Genomic DNA, 17,455 nt, shown 5'->3' with positions numbered 1-17,455 from the left:
CACGTCAGGCGCACTCGTCCAGCGCCGGCGGGTCACCCGCGTCGGCACCGCCCTTGCCCAGGGTCGCGTCGAACGCATCGGCCCACGTGCCGTCCTCGAAGGCGGACGTCAGGCTCTCGTTGATGAACTCGCACAGCTCGGGGCTGTCCTTGCTGTAGCCGATGCCGTAGCGCTCCTCGGAGAACGGCTCGCCGACGACCTTCAGCTTGTCGGGGTTCTCCGCGGCGTAGCCCAGCAGGATCGCGGCGTCGGTGGTGACGGCGTCGACCGAGCCGTTCTCGAGCTGCGTGACGCACTCGGAGTAGGTGTCGAAGCCGGCCGGCGTGGCGCCGTACTCCTCCTCGACCGTCTTGATCGACGTGGAGCCGGTGACCGAGCAGACCTTCTTGCCCTTCAGGTCGTCCGGGCCGTTGATCGAGTCGTCGTCCTTGGCGACCAGCAGGCTCTGGCCGGTGACGTAGTACGGGCCGGCCTGGCCCACGACCTTGCGGCGGTCGTCGGTGATCGAGTACGAGGCGATGACGAAGTCGACCGTGCCGTTCTGCAGGAACGGCTCGCGGTTGGCCGAGACGGACTCGACCCACTCGATGTCGTCGGCGTCGATGCCGAGCTTCGCCGCGAGGATCTTGCCGATCTCGGGGTCGAAGCCGCTCGGCGTGTCCGCGGTGGCCGTCTTGAATCCCACACCGGGCTGGTCGTACTTGACGCCGATCTTGACGGTGCCGGACTCCTGGAGCTCGGCCATGCGGGTGCCGGCCTCGAACTCCTGGTCCTCGACCTCGACGTCCGGGCCCGAGCCCTCGTCATCGCTGTTGCCGGCGTCGCCGCAGGCGCTCAGTGCCAACAGGCCGGCGGCCAGGACGGCCGCGAACCGTGTCCTTCGTGCTTTCATGTTTCGTCCTCCCCCTTCGGGATCATGCGTGGTGAAATCAGTGCTTGAGGATCTTGCCGAGGAAGTCCTTGGCGCGATCGCTCTGCGGGTTGGTGAAGAACTCGTCGGGAGTGTTCTCCTCGACGATGCGCCCGTCGGCCATGAAGACGACGCGGTCGGCGGCGGTGCGCGCGAACCCCATCTCGTGGGTGACCACGACCATCGTCATCCCGCCCCTGGCGAGGTCGACCATCGTGTCGAGCACCTCCTTGATCATCTCGGGATCGAGTGCGGAGGTGGGCTCGTCGAACAGCATGACCTTGGGATCCATCGCCAGCGCCCGGGCGATCGCGACGCGCTGCTGCTGGCCGCCCGACAGCTGGGCCGGCAGCTTGCCGGCCTGCGAGCCGACCCCGACGCGGTCGAGGAGCTCACGGGCGCGCTGCTCGGCCTCGGCCTTGGGCTTGCGCAGCACCTTGATCGGGCCCAGCGTGACGTTCTCGAGCACGGTCTTGTGGCTGAACAGGTTGAACGACTGGAACACCATGCCGACCTCGGCACGCAGCCGGGCGAGCGCCTTGCCCTCCTCGGGCAGCGGGACGCCGTCGATCGAGATGTCGCCCTCGTTGATCGGCTCGAGACGGTTGATGGCGCGGCACAGGGTCGACTTGCCCGAGCCTGACGGTCCGATCACCACGACGACCTCGCCCGGGGCGACGTCGAAGTCGATGTCCTGCAGCACGTGCAGGTCGCCGAACCACTTCTGGACGCCGGTCATGTGGACCATCGGCTCCGTGCTGACTCCCATGTCGCCTTACCCAACCGCAGCGCCACCGCGCGCGCAAGCGTTGAACTCGCGCCATGGGTCACCGCAACCGGATCGCAACCGACGTCGCCTCCGGGCGGTGAGGGCGCAGCGCCGATTTTCTCTGGAATCCGCTCTGAAATGAAGTTTGGCCGTCCCCCCGTAGCAACGGGCCAACAAAACTCTTCTAACATCAGCCCCAACGGGCGTACGAGACGTACGTCACGTTCGATCCCTGTCGTGAGGACTTCCCTTGAGATCCGTACACCTTCGCCGCACCCTCAGCGCGGCAGCCCTCGTCGCGCTGGGCCTCGGTGCCCTCGCGGCGCCGGCCGTCGCCGCCGACCCACTCGTTCCCGAAACGCGCGAGCAGGCTCGCATCCTTGGTGACGGCAGCGCCAGCGCCGACGTCACCGCCGAGGACGAGAGCAACGGCTCCATCGCTCCCGGCGGCGTGCCGTTCGTCCCGATGGACTTCTCCCGGGCCCCGCTCGCTTCCGGTGAGGAGGAGTCCACCGAGAACGTCGAGAAGGTCGCCTCCGTCCCGCTGCAGGAGGGCCAGGCGACGATGTCGAACCTGGCGTTCAAGGGCGACTACGTCTACCAGGGCAGCTACAACGGCTTCGTGGCGTACGACATCAGCGATCCCGAGTCCCCGCAGGTCGTGTCGAACACCATCTGCCCCGGCTACCAGGGCGACCTCTCGATCGCCGGCGACCTGCTGTTCTTCTCGGTCGACCAGCCGCGCAACGGCTCGGAGTGCGGCGCGGCCGCCGTCGCGTCCTCGAACGCCGCCGCGTGGGAGGGCATCCGCATCTTCGACATCAGCAACCCGGCCTCGCCGCAGTACGTGGGCAACGTGAAGACCCGCTGCGGCTCGCACACGCACACGCTCGTCCCCAAGCCGGGCGACGACGGCAGCGTGTACCTGTACAACGCCGCGTACGACGTCTCGACCACGGCCTACTACTGCAAGCCTCCTCACCAGCAGCTCGAGATCATCGAGGTCGACCTCGACGATCCGGCCGGCGCGCACATCGCCAAGGAGGTCTCGCTGTGGGATGCGGAGAACCCCGCATTCACCGCGGCCGACCGCGTCGATGGCGGCGCCAACACCTCGGTCACCAACGGCTGCCACGACCTGACCGCCTACCCGGCGAAGGATCTGCTGGCCGCGGCGTGCATGGGTGACGGCGTCATGGTCGACATCTCTGACCCGCTGAACCCCGCGGTCACCGAGCGCGTCCGTGACGAGAACTACGCCTTCTGGCACACGGCCCAGTTCAGCGACAACGCGAGCAAGGTCGTCTTCCAGGACGAGCTCGGCGGCGGCTCCTCGGCCACCTGCGTGCCCGGCACCCCGCAGTACCGCGGCGCCAACGCGATCTACACCCGCGAGGGTGACGAGCTGACGCTGCGCAGCTACTTCAAGATCCCGCGCCGTCAGTCGATTCGCGAGAACTGCGTGGGCCACGAGGGCAACCTCGTCCAGCTCCCGGACCGTGACGTCATGATCCAGGGCTGGTACCAGGGCGGCGCCTCGCTGATCGACTTCACCGAGGCCACCAAGCCCAAGGAGATCGGCTACTTCGATCGTGGCCAGCTCGGCGAGAGCGGCCCGATCTCCCTCAGCGGCTACTGGGCCGTCTACAGCCACAACGGCTACCTGTACGGCTCGGAGATCGGTCGCGGCTTCGACGTGCTGAAGCTCAAGGGCGACGAGTTCGCCGACGCCGTCCGTCACCGCCAGGACGTCCGCAACCCCGCGACGCAGGAGCCCATCACCTGGGACTGGAAGACCGCCCCGGTCGTCCCGTCGTTCGGTGACCTCCCGGCCGCGACGGTCACGCCGGAGAGCGCTCGCGCCGGCACCGACCGGGACTTCACGGTCTCGGTTCCCGCCGGCACGTTCGACGAGGGCGAGTACGTGGACGTGTGGAGCACGGGCGCCGTCGCGAAGGTCGTGGCCTCGGGTCGCGCCGAGGCTGACGGCTCCATCGCGCTGACGGTGTCGGTCAAGGCCTCCGAGCCCGCCGGTGCGAAGCGGTTCGTCGTCCGCGGCGACGCCGAGCTCGACGATGCGCTGTACGCCGCGTCGGTGGAACTGACCGCCGTCAGCACCACGACGGCCCTGTCGGTCAGCCCGTCCTCGCAGGTGTTCGGTTCGACCCCCGCCACCCTGACCGCCACGGTCACGGGTGAGGGCGCCGAGGGCACGGTGACGTTCACCCGCGGTGGCACGGTCATCGCCAAGGGCGTCAAGGTGTCCGGGGGCAAGGCCAGCGTCAAGCTGCCCCGTGACCTCCCGGTCGCCACGCACGCGCTGCGTGCGGCGTTCGTGCCGGCGTCCACCGGCACCGAGGCGTCGACGTCCCCGGTCGTCACCTTCCGCGTGGTGAAGGCCACGGCGAAGGTCAAGGCGGCCTCGGTCACGAAGGTCAAGGCGCTCAAGGGCGGCAAGCTCACCGTGAAGGTCACCGCCACCGGCACCACGCCGACCGGCAAGATCACCGTCACCGTGGGTGGCAAGAAGGCCGGCGCCATGCTGAAGAACGGCAAGGCGACCGTCAGCCTGCCGCGGCTGAAGGCCGGGACCTACCGGGCCAACGTCGCCTACGGCGGCAGTGCCTCGGTGGCCTCCGAGAGCATCAAGGTGACGGTCAAGGTCACCAGGTGACCTTGGTCCGTCGAGCCGTGGCCACGGTGGGCGTCGTCCTGACGCTCACCGTGGCCGCGGCGTGCTCGGGGGAGGAGAAGAAGGACGGCCCGGTCGTCAACGTGCCCGGCAAGGTGGGGGAGTCGAGCAAGACCGTCGACCCGGACGACCTCACGACGCCGCAGGACGAGTACAACGAGGTCGACCGCGAGTTCGTCGAGATGATGGTGCCGCACCACCAGCAGGCCGTGGAGATGTCGGCCCTGGCGGCCAAGCACGCGAAGGATCCCGCGGTCGCCGGCTTCGCGCAGCGGATCGGCGACACCCAGGAGGGCGAGATCGAGGTCCTCCAGGGCTGGCTCGAGACCCGAGACCTGCCGAAGGCGTCACTGACGGCGACGGGCGATCACGCCACCCACATGGAGGGCATGCTCACGCCCGAGCAGATGGACGAGCTGGCCGCCGCCCGCGGCGCCGCGTTCGACCGGCTCTTCGTCCGCCGCATGATCGCCCACCACGAGGGCGCGCTCGCGATGGCGGACCAGGCGCTGAGCGACGGCATCGACACGACGAACCGGGGCTTCGCCGCGGACGTCGCCGCGTCGCAGTCCGCCGAGATCACCCGGCTCCAGCAGATCCAGCAGACGCTCTGAGCCGGCCGGCCGCACGAGCGGCCGGCCCGGTCGGGCGCCGCGGCCCACGTACCATGGGACGGTCATGACGAAGACCTATGAAGTCCGTACGTACGGCTGCCAGATGAACGTGCACGACAGCGAGCGGCTGTCGGGCCTGCTCGAGACCGCCGGCTACGCCGCGGCGCCGTCGGGGGAGACCCCGGACCTCGTGGTCTTCAACACCTGCGCGGTGCGCGAGAACGCCGACAACAAGCTGTACGGCAACCTCGGCCACGTCGCGAGCCTCAAGGCGAAGAAGCCGGGCATGCAGGTGGCCGTGGGCGGCTGCCTGGCGCAGAAGGACAAGGACACCATCACCACGCGGGCGCCGTGGGTCGACGTCGTCTTCGGCACCCACAACATCGGCTCGCTGCCGGTGCTGCTGGAGCGCGCCCGCATCGCCGAGGAGTCCCAGGTCGAGATCCTCGAGTCGCTCGAGGTCTTCCCGTCGACCCTGCCCACGAAGCGTGACTCCGTGTTCGCCGCGTGGGTCTCGATCAGCGTCGGCTGCAACAACACGTGCACGTTCTGCATCGTCCCGGCCCTGCGCGGCAAGGAGCGCGACCGCCGCCCGGGCGACATCCTCGCCGAGATCGAGGCGCTCGTCGCCGAGGGCGTCGTCGAGGTCACGCTGCTGGGCCAGAACGTCAACAGCTACGGCGTCGAGTTCGGCGACCGCGAGGCCTTCTCCAAGCTGCTGCGCGCCTGCGGCCAGATCGAGGGACTGGAGCGGGTGCGCTTCACCTCGCCGCACCCGGCCGCGTTCTCCGACGACGTCATCGCCGCCATGGCCGAGACGCCCAACGTCATGCCGCAGCTGCACATGCCGCTGCAGTCGGGCTCCGACCGCATCCTCAAGGCGATGCGCCGCTCGTACCGCAAGGAGCGCTTCCTGGGCATCCTCGACCGCGTCCGCGCGGCGATGCCCGAGGCCTCCATCACCACCGACATCATCGTGGGCTTCCCGGGCGAGACCGAGGAGGACTTCCTCGAGACGATGGACGTCGTCCGCAAGGCGCGGTTCTCCAGCGCGTTCACGTTCCAGTACTCGCAGCGTCCGGGGACGCCCGCGGCCGACCTGCCCGACCAGCTGCCGAAGGCGGTCGTCCAGGAGCGCTACGAGCGCCTCGCCGCGCTGGTGTCGGAGGTCGCCTGGTCGGAGAACCAGCGCCTCGAGGGACGCGTCGTCGAGCTGCTGGTGTCCGACCAGTCCCAGGCGGGCGGTCGCAAGGACGCCGAGACCCACCGCATGAGCGGTCGCGCCCGAGACAACCGGCTCGTGCACTTCGCCCCGGGCGGCCACGCCGTGCGCCCCGGCGACCTGGTCGTGACCACGGTGACGAAGGCGTCGCCGCACCACCTCGTCGCCGACGGCGAGCCGATCGAGGTCCGCCGGACCCGCGCGGGCGACGCCTGGGAGGCACGGCAGGGCCGCACCTCCGTCTCGCCCGGCTCGGTGGGTCTGGGGATGCCGTCGGTCGGGGTGCCCGCGCCGCTGCCGCCGGCCCCCGCCTGCGCTCCCGCCTGAGGCGCGGGGCCCGGTGTTCGGGTCGCGCGAAATCTTGAGGTAATCTGAATCCGCTGATGAGGCCAATGTCGTCCTCGCCCAGTTTCCTTCCGCATGGCATCGACGACAGGTTCTCTCCATGGATCGTCCTCTCTTCTCGGCCGCGCCCCCGGCGCAAGGCCTCTACGACCCCGCCAACGAGCACGACAACTGCGGCGTCGCCTTCGTGGCCACCCTCACCGGCGTCCCCAGCCACGAGATGGTCCAGCACGGTCTGACCGCGCTGCGCAACCTCGACCACCGTGGTGCCGTCGGCGGCGAGCCGAACACCGGTGACGGCGCCGGCATCCTCATGCAGGTCCCCGACCGGTTCCTGCGCGGTGTCGCCCCCGTCGAGCTCCCCGAGCTCGGCCGCTACGCCGCCGGCATGGCGTTCCTGCCGCGCGACCGGGTCACCGCGGCCAAGGCCGACGTCGAGGCCATCGCCGCGGAGGAGGGCCTCGAGGTCCTGGGCTGGCGCGACGTCCCGGTCGAGCCCTCGATCCTGGGTTCGATGGCCTACGCCGCGATGCCCGCGTTCCAGCTCTTCTTCGTCACCACCCCCGACCGCTCGGCCGCGGGCATCGAGCTCGACCGCCTGACCTTCGCGGTCAACAAGCGCGCGCACCACGAGGTGGGCGTCTACTTCCCGTCGCTGTCCTCGCGCACTCTCGTCTACAAGGGCATGCTCACGACCGAGCAGCTCGACGTGTTCTTCCCCGACCTGCTCGACGAGCGCATGGAGTCGGCGCTGGCGATCGTCCACAGCCGCTTCTCGACCAACACGTTCCCGAGCTGGCCGCTGGCCCACCCGTTCCGCTACCTGGCGCACAACGGCGAGATCAACACCGCCCGCGGCAACCGCAACTGGATGCGGGCGCGCGAGGCGCTCCTCGAGAGCGACCTCATCCCCGGCGACCTGACGCGCCTGTTCCCGATCTGCAGCCCTGACGGCTCCGACACGGCCTCGCTCGACGAGGTGCTGGAGCTGCTGCACCTGGGCGGCCGCTCGCTGCCGCACGCGGTGATGATGATGATCCCCGAGGCGTGGGAGAACAACGCCGAGATGGATCCCGCGCGCCGCGCGTTCTACGAGTTCCACTCCACCGTCATGGAGGCCTGGGACGGCCCCGCGGCCGTCTGCTTCACCGACGGCACCCAGATCGGCGCGGTGCTGGACCGCAACGGCCTGCGCCCCGGCCGCTACGTCATCACCGAGGACGGCCTCGTCGTGCTCGCCTCCGAGGCGGGCGTGCTGGACATCGACCCCAAGACGATCACCCGCAAGGGCCGTGTCGAGCCGGGCAAGATGTTCCTGCTCGACCTCGCCGAGCACCGCGTCGTCGAGGACCACGAGATCAAGGGCTCGCTCGCGAGCGAGCAGCCCTACGAGGAGTGGCTGTACTCGGGCCTCGTCCGCTTCGAGGACCTGCCCGACCTCGAGCACATCGTGCACACGCACGCCTCCGTCGCCCGCCGCCAGCAGGTGTTCGGCTACACCGAGGAGGAGGTGCGCAAGCTCGTCGCGCCGATCGCGCGCACGGGCGCCGAGACGATCGGCTCGATGGGCACCGACACGCCGATCGCGGCGCTGTCCGAGCGTCCTCGCCTGCTGTTCGACTACTTCAGCCAGCTGTTCGCGCAGGTGACCAACCCGCCGCTGGACGCGATCCGCGAGGAGGTCGTCACCTCGCTCGCCGGCACGATCGGCCCGGAGAAGAACCTGCTCGACCCGAGCCCGGCCTCGTGCCGCATGCTCCAGCTGCCGTTCCCCGTGATCGACAGCGACGAGCTGGCCAAGATCCGCCACATGAACCGCGACGGCGACATGCCCGGCTTCAGCGTGCACGTCGTCCGCGGCCTCTACGACGTCCTGGGCGGGGGAGAGGCGCTCGCGAAGCGTCTCGACGAGATCTGCGCCGAGGTGTCGGAGGCGATCGTCGAGCGTGGCGCGCGCATCATCGTGCTGTCGGACCGTCACTCCAACGTCGACCTGGCCCCGATCCCGTCGCTCCTGCTGACGGGCGCGGTGCACCACCACATGGTGCGCGAGCGGCTGCGCACGCAAGCCGGCCTGCTGATCGAGGCCGGCGACGTCCGCGAGGTCCACCACGTGGCCCTGCTCATCGGCTTCGGCGCCACCGCGGTCAACCCCTACCTCGCGCTGGAGACGGCGGAGGACCTCGCCCGTGAGGGCGTCTACGTCGAGGGCGTCGACCCCACCAAGGCGGCGCGCAACGTGGCCTACGGGCTCGGCAAGGGCGTCCTCAAGGTGATGAGCAAGATCGGCGTCTCGACCGTCTCGTCCTACACCGGCGCGCAGATCTTCGAGTGCGTCGGCCTGGCGAGCGACGTCATCGACCGGTACTTCACCGGCACGTCGAGCAAGCTCGGCGGCGTCGGCCTCGACGTCATCGCCGAGGAGGTGCACGCGCGCCACCTCAAGGCCTACCCCACCAAGGGCATCGCCGGGACGCGCCGCCAGCTCGAGATCGGCGGCGAGTACCAGTGGCGCCGTCAGGGTCCCGAGCACCTCTTCGACCCGGACACCGTCTTCCGCCTCCAGCACTCCACGCGCACGGGCCGGTACGACATCTTCAAGCAGTACACCGAGAAGATCGACGACCAGGCGAGCCGTCTGATGACGCTCCGCGGCCTGATGAAGTTCAAGGCCGAGCGCCAGCCCATCTCGATCGACGAGGTCGAGCCGATCTCCGAGATCGTGAAGCGGTTCTCCACCGGCGCGATGTCCTACGGCTCGATCAGCCAGGAGGCGCACGAGACCCTCGCCATCGCGATGAACCGCCTCGGCGGCAAGTCCAACACCGGTGAGGGCGGCGAGGACCCCGAGCGTCTCTACGACCCCGAGCGCCGCTCGGCGATCAAGCAGGTCGCGTCGGGCCGCTTCGGCGTCACGAGCGAGTACCTCACGAACGCCGACGACATCCAGATCAAGATGGCCCAGGGCGCCAAGCCGGGCGAGGGCGGTCAGCTGCCCGGCCCGAAGGTGTACCCGTGGGTGGCCAAGACGCGTCACTCGACGCCGGGCGTGGGCCTCATCAGCCCGCCGCCGCACCATGACATCTACTCGATCGAGGATCTCAAGCAGCTGATCCACGACCTGAAGAACGCCAACCCGTCGGCCCGCGTCCACGTGAAGCTGGTCTCCGAGGTCGGCGTCGGCACGGTCGCGGCCGGTGTCTCGAAGGCCAAGGCCGACGTGGTGCTGATCTCGGGTCACGACGGTGGCACCGGCGCGTCGCCGCTGACGAGCCTCAAGCACGCCGGCGGACCGTGGGAGCTCGGCCTGGCCGAGACCCAGCAGACGCTGCTGCTCAACGGGCTGCGCGACCGCATCGTCGTGCAGGTCGACGGCCAGCTCAAGACCGGGCGCGACGTGGTCATCGCGGCGCTGCTCGGCGGCGAGGAGTTCGGCTTCGCGACCGCGCCCCTGGTCGTCTCGGGCTGCATCATGATGCGCGTCTGCCACCTCGACACCTGCCCCGTGGGCGTCGCCACGCAGAACCGCTCGCTGCGCGAGAAGTACTCCGGCAAGGCCGAGTACGTCGTGAACTTCTTCGAGTTCATCGCGCAGGAGGTCCGCGAGATCCTCGCCGAGCTCGGGTTCCGCAGCATCGACGAGGCCGTCGGCCATGCCGAGGTCCTCGACGTGCGCGAGGCGATCGACCACTGGAAGGCCAGCTCGCTGGACCTGTCGCCGGTGCTGTACGTGCCCGAGCTGCCCGAGGGCGCCTCGCTGCGGCGCACCACCTCGCAGGACCACGGGCTCGAGCGGGCGCTCGACAACGAGCTCATCGCGCTGGCCGGGGACGCGCTGGAGAAGGGCGAGCCCGTCCGGGCCCAGCTCGAGATCCGCAACGTCAACCGCACCGTCGGCACGATGCTCGGCCACGAGGTCACGAAGCGCTACCGCGGCGCGGGCCTGCCCGACGACACGATCGACATCACGTTCCTCGGGTCGGCGGGTCAGTCGTTCGGCGCGTTCGTGCCGCGCGGCATCACGCTGCGCCTCGAGGGTGACGGCAACGACTACGTCGGCAAGGGCCTGTCGGGCGGCCGCATCGTGGTCCGCCCGCCCCGTGAGTCCCAGTTCGCCGCCGAGGCCCAGATCCTCGCCGGCAACGTGATCGGCTTCGGCGCCACCGGCGGCGAGATCTTCCTGCGCGGCAAGGTGGGCGAGCGCTTCTGCGTCCGCAACTCCGGTGCCACGGCGGTCGTCGAGGGCGTGGGCGACCATGCGCTCGAGTACATGACCGGTGGCCGCGTCGTGATCCTCGGCCCCACGGGACGCAACGTCGCCGCGGGCATGAGCGGCGGGTCGGCCTACGTGCTCGACCTCGACCCCGACGTGGTCAACCCCGAGATGGTCGAGCTGCGCCCTGTGCCGGAGGCCACCGGCGTCGAGGTGGAGGCCATCGTGCGCCGCCACTTCGAGGAGACGGGCTCGGTCGTGGCCGAGCAGCTGCTCCGCGACTGGACGGCCAGCCTGGCCCGCATCACCGAGATCATGCCGGTCAACTACCGGCGGGTCCTGGAAGCAAAGGCCTCGGCGGAGTCCGAAGGACTCTCCGAGGACGAGACGACTGCACGCATGATGGAGGTGGCAGCCCGTGGCTGATCCCCGAGGTTTCATGACCACGCCCCGCCAGGTGGCCGAGCGCCGCCCGGTCGAGGAGCGGGTGAACGACTGGAACGAGGTGTACCCCGGCGGTGCGGGCCGAGCCCTGCTGCCGATCATCTCGGAGCAGGCCGGACGCTGCATGGACTGCGGCATCCCGTTCTGCCACCAGGGCTGCCCGCTGGGCAACCTGATCCCCGAGTGGAACGACCTGGTCTGGCGCGACGACTGGGAGGACGCGATCGATCGCCTGCACGCGACGAACAACTTCCCCGAGTTCACCGGGCGCCTGTGCCCGGCGCCGTGCGAGACCGCCTGCGTGGTGGGGATCAACCGCGATCCCGTCACGATCAAGAACGTCGAGGTCTCGATCATCGACAAGGCCTGGGACATGCACAACGTCAAGCCCGAGACGCCCGAGTGGCTGACCGGCAAGACGGTGGCGGTCGTGGGCTCCGGTCCCGCGGGCCTGGCGGTCGCGCAGCAGCTGACGCGCGCCGGCCACACCGTGGCGGTCTACGAGCGCGACGACAAGGCCGGCGGTCTGCTGCGCTACGGCATCCCCGAGTTCAAGATGGAGAAGTCGCACGTCGACCGCCGCATCAACCAGATGCAGCGCGAGGGCACGGTCTTCCGCACCGGCGTCGCGGTGGGCGAGGCGATCACGGGACAGCAGCTGCGTGAGCGCTACGACGCCGTCGTGCTCGCGATCGGCTCCACCGTCCGTCGCGACCTGCCCGCGCCCGGCCGCGAGTTCGCCGGCATCCACCAGGCGATGGACTACCTGCCGCAGGCCAACCGCGTCGCGGTGGGCGAGACGGTGGAGGACCAGATTCTCGCCACCGGCAAGGACGTCGTCATCATCGGCGGCGGCGACACCGGCGCCGACTGCCTCGGCACCGCGATCCGCCAGGGCGCGCGCTCGGTCACCAGCCTGGAGATCATGCCGCGTCCCAGCGAGGAGCGCGCCGACGCCCACCCGTGGCCGACGTACCCGATGATCTACCGGGTCGCGTCCGCCCACGAGGAGGGTGGCGAGCGGGTCTACGCCGTCTCCACCAAGGAGTTCGAGGGCGACGAGGACGGCAACGTCAGCGGCCTGCGGATCACCGAGGTCGAGCTCGTCGACGGCCGCTTCCAGGAGGTGCCGGGCAGCGAGAAGGTGCTTCCGGCCCAGCTCGTGCTGTTCGCCATGGGCTTCACCGGTCCCGAGACCGGCGGCGTCGTCGAGCAGCTCGGCGTCGACCTGGACGAGCGCGGCAACATCAAGCGCGACCTGGACTACATGTCCAGCGTCGAGGGCGTCTTCGTGGCCGGCGACGCCGGTCGCGGACAGTCGCTGATCGTGTGGGCCATCGCGGAAGGGCGCGGCGCGGCCGCCGGCGTGGATGCCTGGCTCACCGGCTCGACCACGCTCCCGACGCCGATTCCGCCCACGGCCCGACCGCTCATGGTGTGATCCCGACCGAACCGCGGGTCAGGTGACTCGCGGTTCGGTTCGGGACAGGACTAGGGTGGTCGATGTGCGTAGAGCCAAGATCGTCTGCACCCTGGGACCCGCGACCGACACTGCTGAACGCATCCTCGAGCTGGCGATAGCCGGCATGGACGTGGCTCGGCTCAACATGAGCCACGGAGAGCAGAGCGAACAGCTCCGCCGGCTCGAACGCGTCCGCCAGGCGGCCGACGCCACCGGCAAGGCGATCGCCGTGCTGGCCGACCTCCAGGGCCCCAAGATCCGCCTCGGGCGCTTCTCCGACGGACCTCACGAGCTGAACTTCGGCGACCGCTTCACGATCACCACGCGCGACGTCGAGGGCGTCCGTGACGAGTGCTCGACGACGTACTCAGGCCTGCCCGGCGACGTCCAGGCCGGCGACGAGATCCTCATCGACGACGGCAAGGTTCGCCTGCGTGCCACCGAGGTCACCGAGACCGACGTCGTCACCACGGTCGAGGTTCCCGGTGAGGTCAGCAACAACAAGGGCATCAACCTGCCCGGCGTGAACGTCAGCGTGCCCGCGATGAGCGAGAAGGACATCGACGACCTGCGCTGGGCGCTGCGTGCGGGCGTGGACTTCATCGCGCTGTCGTTCGTACGCAGCGCCGAGGACGCCGACGACGTGCGCGCGATCATGGACGAGGAGGGCATCCACCGCCCGATCATCGCCAAGATCGAGAAGCCGCAGGCGGTGGCGAACCTCGACGAGATCGTCGATGCGTTCGACGGCTTCATGGTCGCCCGCGGCGACCTCGGCGTCGAGCTGCCGCTCGAGGACGTGCCGATCGTGCAGAAGCTCATCATCGAGAAGGCACGCCGCAACGCCAAGCCGGTCATCGTGGCCACCCAGATGCTCGAGTCGATGATCTCGGCACCGCGGCCCACCCGCGCCGAGGCCAGCGACGTCGCCAACGCGGTGCTCGACGGCGCCGACGCGGTGATGCTCTCGGGCGAGACCAGCGTGGGGCGCTTCCCGATCCAGACCGTGCGCATCATGGCGCGGATCATCGCGTCCACCGAGGACCACGGCCTGCCGCGCATGGCCGCCTTCACGTGGGAGCCCAAGACCACGACCGGCATCATCTGCCGGGCCGCCTCGCAGGTCGCGGCGTCGGTCGAGGCCGACCTGATGATCGCCTTCACCACCACGGGCGACTCCGCCCGCCGCATGGCGCGCTACCGCTCGTCGATCCCGGTCCTGGCCTTCACGCCGCACACGCTCGTGAGGAGCCAGCTGGCGCTCACGTGGGGCGTCGAGACGTTCCTGACGCCCGAGATCAGCCACACGGACCAGATCGCACTGCAGGTCGACCGCGAGCTGCTGGGCCAGCAGCGCTGCGAGCAGGGCCGCCGCGTCGTCATCGTGGCCGGTGCCCCTCCGGGAATCCCCGGCTCCACCAACGCGCTGCGCGTGCACAAAATGGGCGACGCGATCAACCGGGTCGTCGCGGCCTATGACCCCGACGAGGCCCCGCCCACCATCGGCTGACGGGACGGATCCTTCGGCCTTCGGCATGCCCGGAGGGACGGAACTTTCTACCTTCGGGTCGTCACAGCGACATCTTGGTACCAAGTTCCGTCGTCACCGGCCGCTAGCACGCCGCAGCTGGTCGATGACGAGATCCCGTTGGTGCCGGATGGCGAACGACGAGAACACGAGCACGCGCCGGCCGTCGATCACCAGCTCGTTGGTGCGGTGCAGATCGTCGCTCCACTGCTCCACCGCCAGATGTGGGATGCCGTGAATCTCCACGGCGAGGCGGAACTCCTCCCACCACACGTCCAGGTAGTACCTGCGGTGCCGTCCTTCGGTCCTGGTCTGACGGCTGGGCCGCGGGAGTCCCGCGAGGATGCGGATCGCCTCGAAGTCGCGTTCCGGCAGTGACTGGATGCCGCCGGCGGCGTCGAGGATCGACTGGACGATGACCGCCCGATGACGGCACGGGCCCCTTCGGCTCAGCGCGTCGCGCATGCGACGGACGTTGGTCAACCGCTGCTGGAATGCGGCGATGACCAGCATCCGCGCCGCCTGCTTCGTGGCGGCCCAGCTCGCCGCGTCGATGACACTGCGCTCGAGGCTCGTCGTGCGAGGAAGGCGGTGGTCGGGAACGTCCTCCCGGCCCAGCATGGTGCTCCAGTGCACCACCGCATCGGCGGACGGCCGCTTGGCTCCCGCGGGCAGGACCACATGGACCTCGGTCGGCTCGAAGCCCCGGAGTCCGAGGCGGGTGGCGGCGGTCAGCCCTGCGAGCGCCGAGCTCGTGGGACAGGCAGCCAGCACCGCCCGCTCGCGTTGTTCCGCCGTGAGCGGGCCGCTGTGGGTGACGACCACGCCGCGGATCGGACGTTGCCATCGTCCGGTCGCGATTCGGTGGCGGACGGCGGACCGTCCGTGGAGTGCGATGGCCTGTGCTGTCGTGAGGACGTCTTCCATGCCGACGACCGTGGCGTGCAGAGGTCGTCCGGGGGAGTGCTGCGGCCTAGCCTGTGGACGGCCGAGTCGGGCGAGGTCGCCCTGTGGACACGCATCTTGGTACCAAGATGTCGTTGGAGCGACCCGAAGGTCGAAGGATCCGTCACTACAGGGTGCGGAAAGCAGAAAGATCAGTCTCAGGGTGCCGAGAGCGGGACTCGAACCCGCACGCCCTTTCGGACAATGGTTTTTGAGACCATCGCGTCTACCATTCCGCCATCTCGGCGCACCGTCGTGCCCGATAACCTTACGGGGTGACCGACCCAGAACGCTCGACCGCCCCCGCGCCTCGTGTGGTGATCGCCGAGGACGAAGCCCTCATCCGGATGGACCTCGCCGAGATGCTCGTCGAGCAGGGCTACGAGGTCGTCGGTGAGGCCGCCGACGGGCAGGTCGCCGTCGATCTCGCCCGCGAGCACCGTCCCGACCTGGTGATGATGGACGTCCAGATGCCCGGCGTCGACGGCATCACCGCCGCGTCGCAGATCGCGGCCGAGCGCATCGCGCCGGTCGTCATGCTCACCGCGTTCAGCCAGCGCGAGCTGGTCGACCGGGCTCGCGAGGCCGGAGCGATGGCGTATCTCGTGAAGCCGTTCACCGCGTCCGACCTGGTCCCGGCGATCGAGATGGCCCGCAGCCGCTACGCGGAGCTGCGCGCCCTCGAGGCCGAGGTCGGCGACCTCAACGAGCAGCTCGCCACGCGCAAGGTGGTCGAACGGGCCAAGTCCGTGCTCCAGGAGAGCCTCGGACTGACCGAGCCGGAGGCGTTCCGCTGGATCCAGAAGACGGCCATGGACGTGAGGCTCTCGATGCGGCAGGTGGCCGAGGCCGTCATCGAGAACGGGCCGTCGTTGCAGGGCTGAGCATCCTCGCGAGGCAACGGTTACAAGTTGACTACGAAACCTCTCAATCACGCAGCATGCGAGATTTGGAAACTTCTGAGGACTAGGTTGTGGGTCACATCGTGCCGGGCGAACCGTCCCGCGCTCGGATTAACTCACACGGAGGATTGATGAAGCGCTCCACCACGACGCTCCGTCTGGCCGCTCTGGCCAGTGCCAGCGCACTCGTCCTCGCTGCCTGTGGCGGCGGCGACGACAGCTCTGACGACAAAGACAAGTCCGTAGCGAAGGGTGACGGCGAGTTCGTCGTCGGTTCGCTGCTCCCGCAGACCGGCAGCCTGGCCTTCCTCGGCCCGCCGGAGTTCGCGGGTGTGGACCTCGCCGTCCAGGAGATCAACGAGGCCGGTGGCGTCCTGGGCAAGGACGCGCGCCACGTCAAGGGCGACTCGGGCGACACCGACTCGGGCATCGCTCCGACCGAGACCGACAAGCTGATCAAGGCCAAGTCCGACGTCATCGTCGGTGCCGCCTCGTCGGGCGTCTCGATGACGGTCATCGACAAGATCCTCGCCGCCGGCGTGGTGCAGTACTCGCCCGCCAACACGTCGACCGACTTCGACAACGGCAAGTACGGCGAGCCCGACCTCTACTTCCGCACGGCTCCGTCCGACGTCCTGCAGGGTGCCGTCATGGCCAACCTGCTGGTCGAGGACGGTCGCCAGAACGTCGCGATCCTCGCGCGTCAGGACTCCTACGGTGAGACCCTGGCCGAGCAGGTCAAGAAGGGCCTCGAGGCCGCCGGCTCCAAGGTCGCCGTCACGTCGTTCTACGGCGAGAAGGCTCCTTCGTACGACTCGCAGGTCGACGACGTCGCCGCGGCCAAGCCCGACGCCGTCGTGCTGATCGCGTTCGACGAGACGAAGAAGATCGTCCCGCAGCTGGTCAGCAAGGGTGTCGGCCCGCAGGATGTCGCCACGTACTTCGTCGACGGCAACGTCGCGGACTACTCGGACCAGTCCTTCGCTCCGGAGCTCAAGGGCGTCAAGGGCACGGTCCCCGGCGCCGAGGCGGCGGACGACTTCAAGAAGCGCCTGCTGGGCGTCGACCCGAAGCTGAAGGACTACTCCTACTCGGCGGAGTCCTACGACGCCGTGATCACGTCGGCCCTCGCGGCCGTCGCGGCCGGCACCGAGTCGGGCGAGGCCATCGCCTCCGAGCTCGTCGAGATCACCAAGGGTGGCGAGAAGTGCACGACGTACAAGGACTGCGTCGCGCTGCTCGAGGATGACAAGGACATCGACTACGACGGTGTCTCCGGTCCCATCGAGTTCGGTGAGACGGGCAGCCCGACGTCCGCCTCGATCGGCATCTACGAGTACGACGCCAAGGGCGGCTACAAGGCCGTCAACTACATCGCGGGCGACATCTGAGTCGACTGACTCACTCTC

Annotated in this window: 11 protein-coding genes and 1 tRNA gene; 8 read left to right on the top strand and 4 right to left on the bottom strand. The window is 69.3% G+C overall.

The annotated features are described in order from the left end of the window. Window positions 1-4: 4 nt before the first annotated feature. Both B2363_RS01570 and B2363_RS01565 read right to left on the bottom strand, forming a co-directional pair. The gene (locus tag B2363_RS01570) at window positions 5-892 is read right to left on the bottom strand and encodes a glutamate ABC transporter substrate-binding protein (protein WP_181755495.1); all 888 of its coding nucleotides are present in this window, start codon (window positions 890-892) and stop codon (window positions 5-7) included. A 37-nt stretch (window positions 893-929) separates the two neighbouring features. Continuing rightward, window positions 930-1,658 (bottom strand): amino acid ABC transporter ATP-binding protein, encoded by a 729-nt coding sequence (locus tag B2363_RS01565; protein ID WP_181756231.1) that lies wholly within the window; start codon window positions 1,656-1,658, stop codon window positions 930-932. A 271-nt stretch (window positions 1,659-1,929) separates the two neighbouring features. On the opposite strand from B2363_RS01565, the gene B2363_RS01560 reads away from it, so the two are divergent. The 6 genes from B2363_RS01560 (at window position 1,930) to pyk (ending at window position 14,181) form a co-directional block, all read left to right on the top strand. Further along, on the top strand, window positions 1,930-4,353 hold the full coding sequence (locus tag B2363_RS01560) for an Ig-like domain repeat protein (RefSeq protein ID WP_286927963.1): 2,424 nt from the start codon (window positions 1,930-1,932) through the stop codon (window positions 4,351-4,353). Further along, window positions 4,350-4,985 carry a DUF305 domain-containing protein gene (locus B2363_RS01555; protein ID WP_286927961.1) on the top strand — a complete coding sequence of 212 codons (636 nt, stop codon included), beginning with the start codon at window positions 4,350-4,352 and terminating at the stop codon, window positions 4,983-4,985. Before B2363_RS01560 ends, B2363_RS01555 begins: the two co-directional genes overlap by 4 nt. 64 nt (window positions 4,986-5,049) lie before the next feature. Then, window positions 5,050-6,534 (top strand): tRNA (N6-isopentenyl adenosine(37)-C2)-methylthiotransferase MiaB, encoded by a 1,485-nt coding sequence (gene miaB / locus B2363_RS01550; RefSeq protein WP_286927960.1) that lies wholly within the window; start codon window positions 5,050-5,052, stop codon window positions 6,532-6,534. 118 nt (window positions 6,535-6,652) lie between these two features. Then, window positions 6,653-11,191 (top strand): glutamate synthase large subunit, encoded by a 4,539-nt coding sequence (gene gltB, locus B2363_RS01545; RefSeq protein ID WP_286927958.1) that lies wholly within the window; start codon window positions 6,653-6,655, stop codon window positions 11,189-11,191. Continuing rightward, complete coding sequence (locus B2363_RS01540) at window positions 11,184-12,650, top strand: glutamate synthase subunit beta (RefSeq protein WP_286927957.1); 1,467 nt, start codon at window positions 11,184-11,186, stop codon at window positions 12,648-12,650. The genes gltB and B2363_RS01540 overlap by 8 nt, the downstream gene beginning before the upstream one ends. A gap of 64 nt (window positions 12,651-12,714) precedes the next feature. Then, window positions 12,715-14,181, top strand: a complete 1,467-nt coding sequence (gene pyk, locus B2363_RS01535) for a pyruvate kinase (RefSeq protein ID WP_181755501.1) — start codon at window positions 12,715-12,717, stop codon at window positions 14,179-14,181. A gap of 93 nt (window positions 14,182-14,274) precedes the next feature. Here the strand turns inward: pyk and B2363_RS01530 are convergent, their stop codons facing one another. Together B2363_RS01530 and B2363_RS01525 are read right to left on the bottom strand one after the other, a co-directional pair. Further along, window positions 14,275-15,024, bottom strand: coding sequence for a hypothetical protein (locus tag B2363_RS01530; protein ID WP_181755502.1), 750 nt, complete (start codon window positions 15,022-15,024; stop codon window positions 14,275-14,277). A 284-nt stretch (window positions 15,025-15,308) separates the two neighbouring features. Beyond that, window positions 15,309-15,391, bottom strand: a tRNA-Leu gene (locus tag B2363_RS01525). 28 nt (window positions 15,392-15,419) lie between these two features. Between B2363_RS01525 and B2363_RS01520 the strand changes: the two genes are divergently transcribed. Then, window positions 15,420-16,028 carry an ANTAR domain-containing response regulator gene (locus tag B2363_RS01520; RefSeq protein WP_286927954.1) on the top strand — a complete coding sequence of 203 codons (609 nt, stop codon included), beginning with the start codon at window positions 15,420-15,422 and terminating at the stop codon, window positions 16,026-16,028. A gap of 149 nt (window positions 16,029-16,177) precedes the next feature. After that, window positions 16,178-17,437: an ABC transporter substrate-binding protein gene (locus tag B2363_RS01515; RefSeq protein WP_286927953.1), complete on the top strand. Its 1,260-nt coding sequence runs from the start codon at window positions 16,178-16,180 to the stop codon at window positions 17,435-17,437. Window positions 17,438-17,455 lie beyond the last annotated feature (18 nt).

This window comes from Aeromicrobium sp. UBA7512 (genome assembly GCF_002476985.1).
Taxonomy (GTDB): Bacteria; Actinomycetota; Actinomycetes; order Propionibacteriales; family Nocardioidaceae; genus Aeromicrobium; species Aeromicrobium phoceense.
This window is presented reverse-complemented; position numbering and strand designations above follow the sequence as displayed.